This window comes from Citrobacter sp. Cb031, from assembly GCF_030336725.1.
In the GTDB taxonomy this organism is placed as follows: domain Bacteria; phylum Pseudomonadota; class Gammaproteobacteria; order Enterobacterales; family Enterobacteriaceae; genus Citrobacter; species Citrobacter braakii.
Window position 1 is genome coordinate 171,719 of the sequence record NZ_JAOWDA010000019.1, and the last position, 14,391, is coordinate 186,109.

15 protein-coding genes are annotated in these 14,391 nt (G+C 53.3%); 8 read left to right on the forward strand and 7 right to left on the reverse strand.

The window, feature by feature from the left end:
* The first annotated feature begins 71 nt into the window (after window positions 1-71).
* From OGV93_RS02050 to cysM, 5 genes are all read left to right on the forward strand, one after another.
* The gene (locus OGV93_RS02050; protein ID WP_016153933.1) at window positions 72-1,088 is read left to right on the forward strand and encodes a sulfate ABC transporter substrate-binding protein; all 1,017 of its coding nucleotides are present in this window, start codon (window positions 72-74) and stop codon (window positions 1,086-1,088) included.
* Window positions 1,089-1,922 carry a sulfate/thiosulfate ABC transporter permease CysT gene (gene cysT, locus OGV93_RS02055; protein ID WP_003038061.1) on the forward strand — a complete coding sequence of 278 codons (834 nt, stop codon included), beginning with the start codon at window positions 1,089-1,091 and terminating at the stop codon, window positions 1,920-1,922.
* The gene (cysW, locus tag OGV93_RS02060; protein ID WP_016153932.1) at window positions 1,922-2,797 is read left to right on the forward strand and encodes a sulfate/thiosulfate ABC transporter permease CysW; all 876 of its coding nucleotides are present in this window, start codon (window positions 1,922-1,924) and stop codon (window positions 2,795-2,797) included. Before cysT ends, cysW begins: the two co-directional genes overlap by 1 nt.
* The gene (cysA, locus tag OGV93_RS02065) at window positions 2,787-3,884 is read left to right on the forward strand and encodes a sulfate/thiosulfate ABC transporter ATP-binding protein CysA (protein ID WP_016153931.1); all 1,098 of its coding nucleotides are present in this window, start codon (window positions 2,787-2,789) and stop codon (window positions 3,882-3,884) included. Before cysW ends, cysA begins: the two co-directional genes overlap by 11 nt.
* A 114-nt stretch (window positions 3,885-3,998) precedes the next feature.
* On the forward strand, window positions 3,999-4,910 hold the full coding sequence (cysM, locus tag OGV93_RS02070) for a cysteine synthase CysM (RefSeq protein ID WP_016153930.1): 912 nt from the start codon (window positions 3,999-4,001) through the stop codon (window positions 4,908-4,910).
* A gap of 91 nt (window positions 4,911-5,001) precedes the next feature.
* Here cysM and OGV93_RS02075 read toward each other — a convergent pair whose 3' ends face one another.
* Window positions 5,002-5,718 carry a type 1 glutamine amidotransferase gene (locus tag OGV93_RS02075; protein WP_016157091.1) on the reverse strand — a complete coding sequence of 239 codons (717 nt, stop codon included), beginning with the start codon at window positions 5,716-5,718 and terminating at the stop codon, window positions 5,002-5,004.
* 13 nt (window positions 5,719-5,731) lie between these two features.
* The gene (gene ptsJ, locus OGV93_RS02080; RefSeq protein WP_103928441.1) at window positions 5,732-7,024 is read right to left on the reverse strand and encodes a MocR-like B6 salvage transcription factor PtsJ; all 1,293 of its coding nucleotides are present in this window, start codon (window positions 7,022-7,024) and stop codon (window positions 5,732-5,734) included.
* A gap of 82 nt (window positions 7,025-7,106) precedes the next feature.
* Here ptsJ and pdxK point away from each other — a divergent pair, with 82 nt between their 5' ends.
* Window positions 7,107-7,973 carry a pyridoxine/pyridoxal/pyridoxamine kinase gene (gene pdxK, locus OGV93_RS02085; protein WP_103928440.1) on the forward strand — a complete coding sequence of 289 codons (867 nt, stop codon included), beginning with the start codon at window positions 7,107-7,109 and terminating at the stop codon, window positions 7,971-7,973.
* On the forward strand, window positions 7,970-8,209 hold the full coding sequence (locus OGV93_RS02090) for a hypothetical protein (RefSeq protein ID WP_016153926.1): 240 nt from the start codon (window positions 7,970-7,972) through the stop codon (window positions 8,207-8,209). Before pdxK ends, OGV93_RS02090 begins: the two co-directional genes overlap by 4 nt.
* A gap of 76 nt (window positions 8,210-8,285) precedes the next feature.
* Here OGV93_RS02090 and crr read toward each other — a convergent pair whose 3' ends face one another.
* From crr to cysZ, 5 genes are all read right to left on the reverse strand, one after another.
* Window positions 8,286-8,795: a PTS glucose transporter subunit IIA gene (gene crr / locus OGV93_RS02095; RefSeq protein ID WP_000522253.1), complete on the reverse strand. Its 510-nt coding sequence runs from the start codon at window positions 8,793-8,795 to the stop codon at window positions 8,286-8,288.
* Window positions 8,796-8,835: 40 nt separating this feature from the next.
* Window positions 8,836-10,563, reverse strand: coding sequence for a phosphoenolpyruvate-protein phosphotransferase PtsI (gene ptsI, locus OGV93_RS02100; RefSeq protein WP_016153925.1), 1,728 nt, complete (start codon window positions 10,561-10,563; stop codon window positions 8,836-8,838).
* Window positions 10,564-10,608: 45 nt separating this feature from the next.
* Window positions 10,609-10,866, reverse strand: coding sequence for a phosphocarrier protein Hpr (gene ptsH / locus OGV93_RS02105; protein WP_002913505.1), 258 nt, complete (start codon window positions 10,864-10,866; stop codon window positions 10,609-10,611).
* Window positions 10,867-11,249: 383 nt separating this feature from the next.
* Window positions 11,250-12,221, reverse strand: a complete 972-nt coding sequence (gene cysK / locus OGV93_RS02110) for a cysteine synthase A (RefSeq protein ID WP_005121957.1) — start codon at window positions 12,219-12,221, stop codon at window positions 11,250-11,252.
* 163 nt (window positions 12,222-12,384) lie between these two features.
* A complete protein-coding gene (cysZ, locus tag OGV93_RS02115; protein WP_016153924.1) occupies window positions 12,385-13,146 on the reverse strand; it encodes a sulfate transporter CysZ in 762 nt (253 codons plus the stop codon).
* A gap of 230 nt (window positions 13,147-13,376) precedes the next feature.
* Between cysZ and zipA the strand changes: the two genes are divergently transcribed.
* On the forward strand, window positions 13,377-14,369 hold the full coding sequence (gene zipA / locus OGV93_RS02120) for a cell division protein ZipA (protein WP_016157088.1): 993 nt from the start codon (window positions 13,377-13,379) through the stop codon (window positions 14,367-14,369).
* Window positions 14,370-14,391: the final 22 nt, after the last annotated feature.

Below are 14,391 nucleotides of genomic sequence, written 5' to 3' on the forward strand. Positions count from 1 at the left end.
CCGTTACTCCTTTAGCACTGGTTATAAATATGATGACCATAAGAAAGTCATTAAATTTATAAGGGTGCGCAATGGCCGTTAACTTACTGAAAAAAAGAACCCTGACGCTGGCAGCAATGCTGCTGCTGGTGGGTCAGGCGCAGGCAACGGAGCTGCTGAACAGTTCATACGATGTCTCTCGCGAGCTGTTTGCCGCCCTTAACCCGCCGTTTGAACAGCAATGGGCGAAGGATAACGGCGGTGACAAACTGACGATTAAACAATCTCATGCCGGGTCATCAAAACAGGCGCTGGCGATTCTGCAGGGGCTGAAAGCCGATGTGGTGACCTATAACCAGGTGACCGATGTGCAGATCCTGCATGACAAAGGCAAGCTGATCCCGGCCGACTGGCAAAGCCGTCTGCCGAATAACAGTTCGCCATTCTATTCCACCATGGCGTTTTTGGTGCGTAAGGGTAACCCGAAGAATATCCACGAATGGAACGACCTGGTTCGCCCGGACGTGAAACTGATTTTCCCGAATCCGAAAACCTCCGGTAACGCGCGTTATACCTATCTGGCTGCGTGGGGCGCGGCAGATAAAGCGGATGGTGGGGATAAAGCCAAAACTGAACAGTTCATGACCCAGTTTCTGAAAAACGTGGAAGTGTTTGATACCGGCGGTCGCGGGGCAACCACCACATTCGTGGAACGCGGTCTGGGCGATGTGCTGATCACCTTTGAATCAGAAGTGAACAACATCCGTAAACAGTATGAAGACCAGGGCTTCGAAGTGGTGGTGCCGAAGGTCAACATTCTGGCGGAGTTCCCGGTGGCCTGGGTAGATAAAAATGTGCAGGCTAACGGTACTGAAAAAGCGGCAAAAGCTTACCTGAACTGGCTGTACAGCCCGCAGGCGCAAACCATCATTACCGATTTCTACTACCGCGTGAATAACCCGCAGGTGATGGACAAACTGCAGGATAAATTCCCGCAGACCGAACTTTTCCGCGTGGAAGACAGGTTTGGCTCGTGGCCTGAGGTAATGAAAACGCACTTTGTCAGCGGCGGTGAGTTGGACAAACTGTTGGCGGCGGGGCGTAAGTAAATGTTTGCTGTTTCTTCCCGACGCGTGCTGCCCGGCTTTACCTTAAGTTTGGGCACCAGCTTACTGTTTGTCTGCCTGATTTTGCTGCTGCCGCTTAGCGCGCTGGTGATGCAATTGGCGCAAATGAGCTGGGCGCAATACTGGGATGTGATTACCAACCCGCAGGTGGTGGCGGCTTATAAAGTGACGCTGCTGTCGGCGTTTGTGGCGTCGATTTTTAACGGCGTGTTTGGTTTGCTGATGGCGTGGATCTTAACCCGCTATCGCTTTCCGGGCCGTACGCTGCTGGATGCGCTGATGGATCTGCCGTTTGCGCTGCCTACGGCGGTAGCAGGTCTGACGCTGGCATCGCTGTTTTCGGTCAACGGTTTCTACGGCGAGTGGCTGGCGAAGCTGGATATTAAAGTGACTTACACCTGGCTTGGCATTGCGGTGGCGATGGCTTTTACCAGCATTCCATTCGTGGTGCGTACCGTGCAGCCGGTGCTGGAAGAGTTAGGTCCGGAGTATGAAGAAGCGGCGGAAACGCTCGGCGCTACGCGCTGGCAGAGCTTTCGTAAAGTGGTACTGCCGGAGCTGTCTCCCGCGCTAGTCGCGGGCGTTGCGCTCTCGTTTACCCGCAGCCTCGGTGAGTTTGGTGCGGTTATCTTTATCGCCGGAAACATCGCATGGAAAACGGAAGTGACCTCGCTGATGATTTTTGTTCGTTTGCAGGAGTTTGACTACCCGGCCGCCAGCGCGATTGCATCTGTGATCCTCGGGGCTTCGTTGCTGCTGCTGTTTTCAATTAACACCCTGCAAAGTCGCTTTGGTCGACGCGTGGTAGGTCACTGATGGCAGACATTACCCAATTGAAACGTTATGGCGCACCCCGCATCAACTGGGGGAAATGGTTTCTGATCGGCACGGGCATGCTGGTATCCGCCTTTATTTTGCTGGTGCCGATGGTTTACATCTTCGTGCAGGCGTTCAGCAAGGGGTTGATGCCGGTATTACACAACCTGGCTGATCCGGACATGCTGCACGCCATCTGGCTGACGGTGCTGATTGCGCTGATTGCGGTGCCGGTGAACCTGGTGTTTGGCGTGTTACTGGCCTGGCTGGTGACCCGCTTTAACTTCCCTGGACGCCAGTTGTTGCTCACATTACTGGATATTCCGTTTGCCGTTTCACCAGTGGTCGCTGGCCTGGTCTATCTGCTGTTTTACGGCTCTAACGGCCCGCTTGGCGGATGGCTGGATGAACACAACCTGCAAATTATGTTTGCCTGGCCGGGAATGGTGCTGGTGACGGTGTTCGTGACCTGTCCGTTTGTGGTGCGCGAACTGGTGCCGGTGATGTTAAGCCAGGGCAGCCATGAAGATGAGGCGGCGGTTCTGCTTGGCGCATCCGGCTGGCAAATGTTCCGTCGCGTTACGCTGCCGAATATCCGTTGGGCATTGCTGTACGGTGTAGTGCTGACCAACGCCCGTGCGATTGGCGAGTTCGGCGCGGTATCGGTGGTTTCTGGCTCGATTCGCGGTGAAACTTTGTCTCTGCCGTTACAGATTGAATTACTGGAGCAGGACTACAACACTGTCGGCTCCTTTACCGCCGCGGCGCTATTAACGCTGATGGCGATTATTACCTTGTTTTTGAAGAGCATGTTGCAATGGCGCCTGGAAAACCAGGAGAAGCGCGCGCAGCAGGAGGAAAATCATGAGCATTGAGATTGCCAATATTAAGAAGTCTTTTGGTCGCACACAGGTGCTGAACGATATCTCGCTGGATATTCCTTCAGGTCAGATGGTCGCCCTGTTGGGGCCTTCTGGATCGGGCAAAACCACGCTGCTGCGCATCATCGCCGGGCTGGAGCATCAGTCCAGCGGGCATATCCGTTTCCATGGCACTGACGTCAGCCGTTTGCACGCCCGCGACCGTAAGGTGGGGTTCGTGTTTCAGCACTATGCGCTGTTTCGTCATATGACTGTTTTCGACAATATCGCTTTTGGTCTGACTGTTCTGCCACGGCGGGAGCGCCCGAATGCGGCGACGATCAAAGCAAAAGTGACCAAACTGCTGGAGATGGTTCAACTGGCTCATCTGGCGGACCGTTTCCCGGCACAGCTCTCCGGGGGGCAAAAGCAGCGCGTGGCGTTGGCGCGTGCGCTGGCGGTAGAGCCGCAGATCTTGTTGCTCGACGAGCCGTTTGGCGCGCTCGATGCTCAGGTGCGTAAAGAACTGCGTCGCTGGCTACGTCAGTTGCATGAAGAGCTGAAGTTCACCAGCGTGTTTGTTACCCACGATCAGGAAGAAGCGACGGAAGTCGCAGACCGCGTGGTGGTGATGAGCCAGGGTCATATCGAGCAGGCCGATGCGCCCGATCAGGTATGGCGCGAACCGGCTACCCGTTTTGTCCTGGAATTTATGGGTGAAGTTAACCGCCTGCAAGGGACGATTCGCGGTGGACAATTCCACGTGGGCGCACATCGCTGGCCGTTGGGCTATACGCCTGGCTATCAGGGTCCGGTGGATCTGTTCCTGCGTCCGTGGGAAGTGGACGTCAGCCGTCGTACCAGTCTGGATTCACCGTTGCCGGTACAGGTGCTGGAAGCCAGTCCGAAAGGACACTACACCCAATTAGTTGTGCAACCTTTGGGGTGGTATAACGAACCGCTGACGGTGATTATGCAGGGCGATGATTCCCCGAACCGCGGCGAACGTCTGTTTGTTGGGCTGCAAAATGCGCGTTTGTATAATGGCGACCAGCGTATTGAAACGCGTGAAGAGGAACTTGCCCTGGCGCAAAGTGCCTGATAGGTTAATTCGTATAGTTATCATCCGGTGGCGCTGCGCTTACCGGGCTTAACGGGTGGTGCATGACCTGTAAGCCGGGTAANGCGCCACCCGGCATTTTATTGAGCTGAAAACGTGAACACATTAGAACAAACAATTGGCAATACGCCTTTGGTGAAATTACAACGTCTGACGGCGGATAACGGCAGTGAAATTTGGGTCAAGCTGGAAGGCAATAATCCTGCAGGTTCAGTGAAAGACCGCGCGGCGTTGTCGATGATCGTTGAAGCGGAAAAGCGCGGGGAAATTCAGCCAGGCGACGTGCTGATTGAGGCTACCAGTGGTAATACGGGTATTGCGCTGGCGATGATTGCCGCGCTGAAAGGCTACCGCATGAAGCTCCTGATGCCAGACAACATGAGCCAGGAGCGACGTGCGGCGATGCGTGCTTACGGGGCTGAACTGGTTCTGGTGACCAAAGAGCAGGGGATGGAAGGGGCGCGTGATTTAGCCCTTGAGATGGCGCAGCGCGGAGAAGGTAAACTTCTCGATCAGTTTAATAATCCTGATAACCCGTATGCGCACTACACGACTACCGGACCCGAAATCTGGCAGCAGACGTCAGGCCGTATTACCCATTTCGTCTCCAGCATGGGGACGACAGGCACCATTACCGGCGTATCGCGTTTTCTGCGTGAACAGGACAAACCCGTCACCATCGTTGGCCTGCAGCCGGAAGAAGGCAGTAGTATTCCGGGCATTCGTCGCTGGCCAGCGGAATATATGCCGGGCATTTTCAACGCCTCGCTGGTGGATGAGGTGCTGGATATTCATCAGAACGATGCGGAAAACACCATGCGTGAACTGGCCGTTCGCGAAGGGATTTTTTGCGGAGTGAGTTCTGGCGGCGCGGTTGCGGGCGCGTTACGCGTGGCGCGCGCGACACCGGGGGCGGTGGTGGTGGCGATCATCTGCGATCGCGGCGATCGCTACCTTTCCACCGGGGTCTTTGGCGAAGAGCATTTCAGCCAGGGATTAGGTATTTAATTTGTCGGCCTGATAAGCGTAGCGCTAGCAGGCAACCGTACGGCAGGATCGCCGGATGACGACGCAAAGCGTCTTCTCCGGCCCGCACTGTTCAATCGTTACGTTTTTCTACCAACTTATCAAGGAATTGCCACAGCGTCTCATTCATCTGCTGGTAATCCCAGGTGCGCATCTCTTCAACAGCGCGAATAAAGCGCTTCCCTTTCGCTTCGGCCAGTTCTTGCTCAGAGTGCTGAATTAATCCTTCGACCGCTTCGGCGGTAAACTCCATATGGCACTGAAAACCATAGACGAAATTACCGTATTGTACGATTTGTCGCGGACATCCCTCGCTTGTGGCAAGAATTGTCGCCTGGTCGGTCAATCCCGGCATGTCATTGTGCCAGTGACCCACGTTGAGCGGTGAGCCGAAATGGCTGAACAACGGATGCTGTTGGCCTGCCTCGGTCAGGGCGATCGGATAGTGACCAATCTCTTTTTCCGGGCTTTGGCACACCTTCGCGCCCAGTGCTTCGCCGATTAACTGCGACCCCAAACAGATCCCCACCACGATTTTACGTGCCGCAATCGCCTGATTTATCAGATGCTGCTCTGCCTGAGAGTCAAAGTATGGGCACTCTGCGAGCGTGGTGCGGGGTGACTGCGGCCCACCAAATACCACCAGCATATCGAAGCCATCGGCATTAGCGGGAACAGTTTCTCCGGCGTAAACGCGCGACCAACTGATGGTATAGCCGCGTGATTCGGCCCACGGCAGGTACGCGCCAGCAGATTCGAAAGACTCATGAATAACAAAATGAACTCGCACTTTTTCTCTCCTGTTAGCGCTTTAGCGCCTGATGGATATCAGTCGCCAGCTTATCAATGTCGCTGTCTGCTAATGTTGACAGCGTAATGCGCAAGCCATGCGCAGGCGTATTGACGCCAAACACTTCGCCTTCACGTACCAGCCAGCCGGACTTTGCCAGCGCAAAAGCGATAGCCTGGCTGTTATCTTCTAGCGGCAGCCACAGATTAAGACCGTCGCTGTCGGGCAGCGTAATGCCATGAAGCCGCAGAGCCGCTGCCAGCTTTTGCTGCTGGGCGGCGTAAAACTGCTGAGTTTGCTCCAGCGTGTGTTGATAAGTCTCGTCACTCAGGCAGGCGCAGGCCAGATCCTGCAGCAGATGGCTAACCCACTGACTGCCGGCGTTGAGCCGTAAACGCAGTTTCGCGGAAGTGAGTGGATCGCTGGCGACGATGGCCAGGCGTAAATCCGGGCCTAAAGTTTTCGACATTGAGCGGACAATCGCCCAGTGTGTGGTTTCCTTCGCAATCACCGGATACCAACGGCATGCGGACAGCAGCGCAAAGTGGTCGTCGACGATCACCAGCGTCTGCGGATAGCGGGCCAGGATTTCCTGCAATTGCGCCGCGCGGGATGCGCTCAGACTGCATCCTGTCGGATTATGGGCGCGCGGCGTCAGAATCACCGCCCGCGCGCCTTTCTGTAGCGCGATTTCCAGCATGTCTGGCTGCATGCCTTCGCTGTCAACGTTGACCGGACTGGCGGAGAATCCGGCATAACGCAGCATGTTGATGCTGCTCAAAAAGCATGGATCTTCTACCACAACGCTGTCGCCAGGCAGTAAATGGGCGCACAGCAGCCGCTCAATGGCATCAATGGCGCCGCTGGTGATATCAATTTCTCCCGTGGCTGGCATCGCATCTTGCATCCATTGCGCGGCCCACGCCTCAAGGCCGGGTGATACAGCGGCATCACCGTACAAACGAGGATTCTTATTTATTTGCGCGAAATAACGGCTGAGGTCGGGAAGACGCGCGGGGGCTGGATTACCGCCGGAAAGATCGATAAGCGCGGTATCCGGATTGCCGCCTTCCAGCGCAACGGGGGCTGAAATCCCCTTGATTACCGTGCCGTTACGTCCCTGGCTTTGTGCTAGCCCGGAGGTGACCAGGCGTTTATAAGCCGCCGCGACAGTATTACGGTTAACGTTCAATGCTGTTGCCAGTTCACGCACCGGCGGCAACGTTTCTCCTGCTGCCAACGTGCCTGTAGCGACATGTTGACGAATACTGTCAAAAATTTCGTTAGCGGTTTTTCCGTCGATCATTATTGACCTATGACAAAATGAATTTTAGCATATGACGATAATAGTGAGGCGTAAGCCCGCTGTCCAGCGAGAGGAGAAATTTATGGAGCAGGGGAGTGATATTCAGTCAGTGCTCTTCGGCGACAAGCATCGGGCGTTACAGACCGATATCGTCGCCGTCCAGTCACAGGTGGTTTATGGCAGCGTAGGCAACAGCATCGCCGTTCCGGCCATTAAAGCGCAGGGATTACGCGTGACGGCAGTGCCAACGGTGCTGTTCAGCAATACCCCGCATTATGAAACATTTTACGGCGGCGTTATTCCGGCCGACTGGTTTAGCGGGTATCTCCGCGCCTTGAATGAGCGTGATGCTTTGCGCGAGCTGAAGGCGGTGACTACAGGCTATATGGGCAGTGCAGAGCAAATCGCTCTGTTAGCACAGTGGCTGAAAACGGTGCGGGCTACGCATCCGGCAGTGTGCATTTTGGTTGACCCGGTGATTGGCGATACGGACAGCGGTATGTATGTAAAAGCTGAAATTCCGCAGGCCTACCGTCAGCACCTGCTACCGCTGGCTCAGGGACTGACGCCGAACGTGTTTGAACTGCAAATGCTGAGCGGAAAGCCGTGTCGTACGCTTGATGAAGCCATCACGGCGGCGCAATCGCTGCTTACCGAAACGCTGAAATGGGTGGTGATCACCAGTGCGCCGGGGGATAGCGAAGATATTATTAACGTGGCGGTAGTGACGGCTGAAACGGTTGAGGTGTTCGCTCATCCACGGGTTAAAACGGATCTGAAGGGAACTGGCGATCTGTTTTGTGCTGAGCTGGTGAGCGGTATTGTGCTGGGTAAAGCGCTGACAACCGCGACGCACGATGCAGCACAGCGCGTACTGGAAGTGATGAAATGGACCAATCTGTGCGGTTGTGATGAGTTAATTCTGCCACCGGCAGGGGAGGCGCGATGAAGAGTTACCGGCTGGTGGTTCGCCAGAATGGGCGTATGGTTGGACATTTTGACACCAGCGGGGCAACGGCGCTGGAAGATATCTGTGTGGCGCGGGCCATGTTTGGCATCGCGGGTGGCTACAATTGTGAACTGTTAGTGGCGGATTCGGAGCGACGGATGCTGGAAAGCGGGCCGGAAGGGATGAAAATCCTGATGCGCGAGGCGTGTTACCGACCGGTCACCTCACAAATTTAGCGTTATCCGGCAGATTTTGAGGTCTGCCAGATAAAAAAATGGCGCCATCAGGCGCCATTCTTCTCAGCAGCAAGAATTACTTCTTGATGCGGATAACCGGAGTTTCACCCACTGTCACGCTACCGGACAGTTTGATCAGCTCTTTGATTTCGTCCATGTTGGAGATAACAACCGGAGTCAGGGTAGACTTGGCTTTTTCTTCCAGCAGCGGCAGATCGAATTCAATAACCGGGTCGCCCACTTTAACGCGCTGACCTTCTTCAGCGATGCGCTTAAAGCCTTCGCCTTTCAGTTCAACGGTATCAATACCGAAGTGAACAAACAGCTCAATGCCGCTGTCGGATTCGATAGAGAAAGCGTGGTTGGTTTCAAAGATTTTGCCGATGGTGCCATCAACAGGGGCGACCATTTTGTTACCGGTTGGTTTGATAGCGATGCCATCACCAACGATTTTTTCAGCAAAAACTACATCCGGCACGTCTTCGATATTGACGATCTCGCCAGAGAGCGGAGCAACAATCTCAATAGTTCCGGTGTCTTTCTTATCATCAGAAACCAGAGATTTCAGTTTATCGAACAAACCCATGATCTTCTCCTAAGCAGTAAATTGGGCCGCATCTCGTGGATTAGCAGATTGTTTTTTCTTCAATGAACTTGTTAACCAGCGTCATTAACTCGTCCGTTGTCGGTTGAGCAAGAGCCTGCTCTGCTAACACCTTCGCATCTTCGAAGTTCGTGTTACGGATAATCTTCTTAATGCGCGGGATAGAAATGGCGCTCATAGAGAATTCGTCCAGACCCATCCCCAGCAACAGAAGTGTAGCACGTTCGTCGCCTGCAAGCTCACCACACATGCCAGTCCATTTGCCTTCCGCATGAGAAGCATCAATAACTTGCTTGATCAGCGTCAGCACAGATGGCGACATCGGTTGGTAAAGGTGTGAAATCATATCATTACCACGGTCAACTGCCAGGGTGTACTGCGTTAAATCATTGGTGCCGATACTAAAGAAATCAACTTCTTTGGCTAAATGACGCGCAATTGTTGCCGCTGCCGGTGTTTCCACCATCACGCCAATCTCAATGCTTTCGTCAAATGCTTTACCTTCGTCGCGCAGTTCCTGTTTGTAGATTTCGATCTCTTTGCGTAGTGCACGCACTTCTTCAACAGAGATGATCATTGGGAACATGATGCGCAGTTTGCCGAAAGCAGAGGCGCGCAGGATTGCGCGAACCTGATCCCGCAGGATCTCTTTACGATCCATGGCGATACGTACGGCACGCCAGCCCAGGAACGGGTTCTCTTCTTTCGGGAAGTTCATGTACGGCAGCTCTTTATCGCCGCCGATGTCCATGGTACGGACGATGACCGCCTGAGAGCCACAGGCTTCAGCAACGGCTTTATACGCAGCAAACTGTTCTTCTTCAGTCGGCAGCGATTCACGGTCCATGAACAGGAATTCGGTGCGGTACAGACCAACACCCTCGGCGCCATTACGCTCAGCGCCTTCAACGTCACGAACGGTACCGATGTTGGCGCAAACTTCTACCTGATGTCCGTCCAGCGTGATAGCCGGGAGATCTTTCAGCTTAGCAAGTTCCGCTTTCTCGGTAGCAACCTGCTCCTGAACGGCGCGCAGTTGCTCAATAACTTCGTTGGTCGGATTGACGTAAACCTGGTTGTTTACGGCATCCAGAATCAGATAGTCGTCGTTTTTAACCTGAGAGGTGACGCTACCCGTACCTACGATGGCTGGCAGTTCCAGAGAACGCGCCATGATAGAAGTATGGGAAGTCCGTCCGCCCGCGTCGGTGATGAAACCCAGCACCTTGTTCAGGTTCAGCTGTGCGGTTTCTGACGGGGTCAGGTCTGCGGCTACCAGGATAACTTCTTCCTGAATAGCGCTCAGGTCGATAATAGCCAGACCCAGGATGTTACGCAGCAGGCGTTTACCGATGTCACGTACGTCAGCCGCACGTTCTTTCAGGTATTCATCATCCAGCTCTTCAAGGGCTGTGGCCTGACCTTCGATAACTTCATGCGCAGCTGCATCAGCCGTCATGTGCTTATCTTTAATCAGGGCTATGATTTCCTGCTCCAGCTCCTCATCTTCGAGCAGCATGATATGCCCTTCAAAGATGGCTTCTTTTTCTTCACCGAACGTTTCACCAGCTTTGGTTTTGATCGCTTCCAGTTGCGCAGATGCCTTGGCACGACCGCTCAGAAAACGTTCAACTTCCTGATCAACCTTGTCGGCAGAAATTTTTTTCCGGTCAATGACGATCTCGTCTTCTTTCAGCAGCAATGCTTTACCGAAAGCGATACCCGGGGATGCTAAAATGCCTGAAATCATAACCCTACCTTACTTGTGACTGATATTTAAAAGAACTCGTTGAACTTACTCGAGTTCAGCCATCAGTTTAACCAGATGCTCAACTGCTTTCTGCTCGTCTTCACCTTCTGCGGACAGGGTGACAACGGTACCCTGAGTCAGGCCCAGAGTCTGCAGTTTAAACAGGCTTTTGGCGCTAGCGCTTTTGCCGTTGGAAGTCACAGTAATTTCAGAAGTAAAGCCTTTTGCTTCTTTAACAAACTGAGCAGCAGGGCGAGTATGCAGACCGTTCGGAGCGGTAATGGTAACTTCTTGCTGGAACATTATATTTCCCCAACTTATAGGTTTAGTGTTGTGGAACTAAAGTCTAGCCTGGCGGTTCAACTTTAGCCTGTATTGTTAGCATCGGCGTAAACTGGACGCGACACAAAAGGAGTTCGGTGCAATCCGTTGCTGGCAACTTCTTGCCGCTGACGTTTCGTTCGTCATTAAACATTATGCCGCGAAAGGAAGAGTTGAACCAAATCATAAAATCGATTCAGCTAGCGCTTTTCCTGTAACGATTAATTTCGCGCATCAAAATAATTAGTTTGGTTAAATACCAGTTCCGGCGGGTTGAATCAATGCCAGGAGAGTTGAAAATTTGAAGCAGGCCACAAAAAAGCACCCCAAAGGGTGCTTTTTTACGCGTTTTTAACATGCTGGCATTACTGTTGCAGTTCTTTCTCTGTGAAGAGATCGGCAAACAGTGCAGTGCTCAGATAACGCTCACCCGATGACGGTAGGATAACCACAATATTCTTATTGGTAAAGGATTCATCTTCCTGGAGCTTAAGCGCGGCAGCCACGGCTGCGCCAGAAGAGATCCCTGCCAGAATACCTTCTTCTTCCATCAGGCGGCGCGCGGTAGAAATAGCTTCATCATTGGTGATGGCAACGACTTTATCGATAAGCTTCAGATCAAGGTTTCCAGGAATGAAGCCCGCGCCAATACCCTGAATTTTATGCGGGCCAGGTTTGAGTTCTTCACCCGCCAATGCCTGGGCGATAACAGGGGAGTCAGTAGGTTCTACCGCGACGGTGATCAGGTCGGTTTTGCCTTTAGTGCCTTTAATGTAACGGGTCACGCCAGTTAGCGTACCGCCGGTGCCGACGCCGGAAATAAAGACATCAACCTGGCCATCGGTATCTTCCCAGATTTCCGGGCCGGTGGTTTTTTCGTGAATTTCCGGGTTCGCCGGGTTGCTGAACTGCTGCAGCAGCAGGAATTTTTCCGGATCGCTGGCTACGATTTCTTCCGCTTTCTGAATTGCGCCCTTCATACCTTTTGCGCCTTCAGTCAGCACCAGGTTCGCGCCCAGCGCTTTTAAGAGCTTGCGGCGCTCAATGCTCATGGTTTCCGGCATGGTCAGAGTCAGTTTGTAACCACGGGCGGCGGCGACGTAGGCCAGCGCAATCCCCGTGTTGCCGCTGGTCGGTTCTACCAGCTCAACGCCCGGTTTCAGTACACCACGTTTTTCGGCATCCCAAATCATATTGGCACCGATACGGCATTTGACGCTAAAGCTTGGGTTGCGTGATTCCACCTTCGCCAGAATGCGTCCGTTACCGATACGGTTCAGTCGAACCAGCGGCGTATGACCGATAGTCAGCGAGTTATCTTCAAAAATCTTACTCATGGCCTGTCCTTAACTGTATGAAATTGGGATACCGCTTCAGCATACCTGTTGAGAAAGTATGGGGAAGTAAGGAATTCGCATATCTATATGCTGATGAGAAATAATGCGTAGCAGTATGGAATAAGAGCGGGCATAAGCCAGCCCGCTTTTACACATTTTTGCATTACTTCCATAACGCATGCTTAGCACGATAGCAGTCTACCCACATCGCCGTGGCACCACAAACTGCTACCGGCATGATGAACAGATTGAGCACCGGAATCATGGTGAACAGGCTGGTCAACGCGCCAAACTGCATATTGGTCACCTTGCGCGTGCGCAACGCGACGCGCATCTCCTTAAAAGGCACCTTATGGTTATCAAAAGGATAATCGCAGTACTGAATAGCCAGCATCCACGCGCTGAACAGGAACCACAGGACCGGGGCGACGGTCTGCCCAATGCCTGGAATAAAATAGAGGATCAGCAACACGAAGGCGCGCGGGAGATACCACGCCAGCTTTTGCCATTCGCGTTTCATAATGCGCGGAACGTCTTTCATAATGCCGAGAATGCCGGTGTCGGGCGGCGTTGCGCCCGTTAAGCGTGCTTCCAGCTGTTCAGCCAGCAGACCGTTAAACGGTGCGGCGATCCAGTTGGCGATAGTGGAGAACAGGTAGCCGAACACCAACAGCACGGAAATAGTCACAATCGGCCACAGTAAATAGCTGAGCCACTGAAGCCAGTCAGGGACATGACTCATCAGCGCGGGAACCCAGTTACCGAGCTGCGTAAATAACCACCAGAATGCGCCGCCCATCAGCAGGATATTCACCAGCAAAGGCAGAATAACAAAACGACGAATGCCCGGTTGGGTGATGAGCTTCCATCCCTGAGAAAAGTAATAAAGGCCGCTGCGAGGTACAACTGCAGATGATGAAACCATGGTCAGGACGTACTCCTTGTTATATAAGCTCTGGTAAACTGTGCGTATCTTACCGGGTTGTTGAGCGTTAAGCTGTTCGGAAATGTTCGAAAAAACAGCAAAAAGCACAATTTTGTTCATCTTTATGCCGTGAAAGCCAAGAGTACACTTGCACTTGGCGTAATCGACAAATACTCTTAGTGAGTAAATGTTTGCCGTGGTGGCAAGGTGTTAGAACAACAGAGAATATAATGATGCAGGATTTGCGTCTGATATTAATCATTGTTGGCGCGATCGCCATAATCGCTTTACTGGTACATGGTTTTTGGACTAGCCGTAAAGAGCGGTCTTCTATATTCCGCGATCGCCCACTGAAACGCATGAAGTCTAAACGTGAAGACGAGGATTCGTTCGACGACAACGTCGAGGAAGACGAAGGCGTGGGTGAAGTTCGCGTTCATCGTGTGAATCATGCTCCCGGTAATGCGCAGGAACATGGTGTTCCTCCTCAGTCGCCGCAACACCAGTACCAGCCGCCTTATGCGTCTGCTCAGCCGCGTCAGCCTGCGCAGCAGCCTGCACAAGCGCCGGTACCGCCGCCGCATGTTCAGCAGCAGCCTGTACAACCGCAGCAGCCGGTGCAACATCAGCCTGTTCAGCAGCCACCTGTGCAGCAACCTGTTGCCCCGCAGGTTCAGCAACCTGCTCAGCAAGCACCGCAACCTGCGCCGCAGACCTTCCAGCCAGCAGAGCCTGTTGTTGAACATCAACCGCAGCCCGAGCCGGTAGTAGAAGAAGCGCCTGTTGCTGAAAAACCGCAGCGTAAAGAAGCGGTCATCATTATGAACGTTGCGGCTCATCATGGTAGCGAGCTCAACGGGGAAGTGCTGCTCAACAGCATTCAGCAGGCCGGTTTCAAATTTGGCGATATGAATATTTTCCATCGTCATTTGAGCCCGGATGGCAGCGGTCCGTCGCTGTTCAGCCTCGCTAATATGGTTAATCCGGGAACGTTTGACCCAGAAATGACGGGCGACTTCAGCACCCCTGGTGTGACTATTTTTATGCAGGTTCCGTCCTACGGGGACGAGCTGCAAAACTTTAAGCTGATGCTGCAGTCCGCACAGCACATTGCCGATGAAGTGGGTGGTGTGGTGCTCGACGATCAACGTCGCATGATGACGCCGCAGAAACTGCGCGAGTATCAGGACCGCATCCGCGAAGTTAAAGAATCTCGCGCCTGATTTTCCTCTGGCGTGACATTTC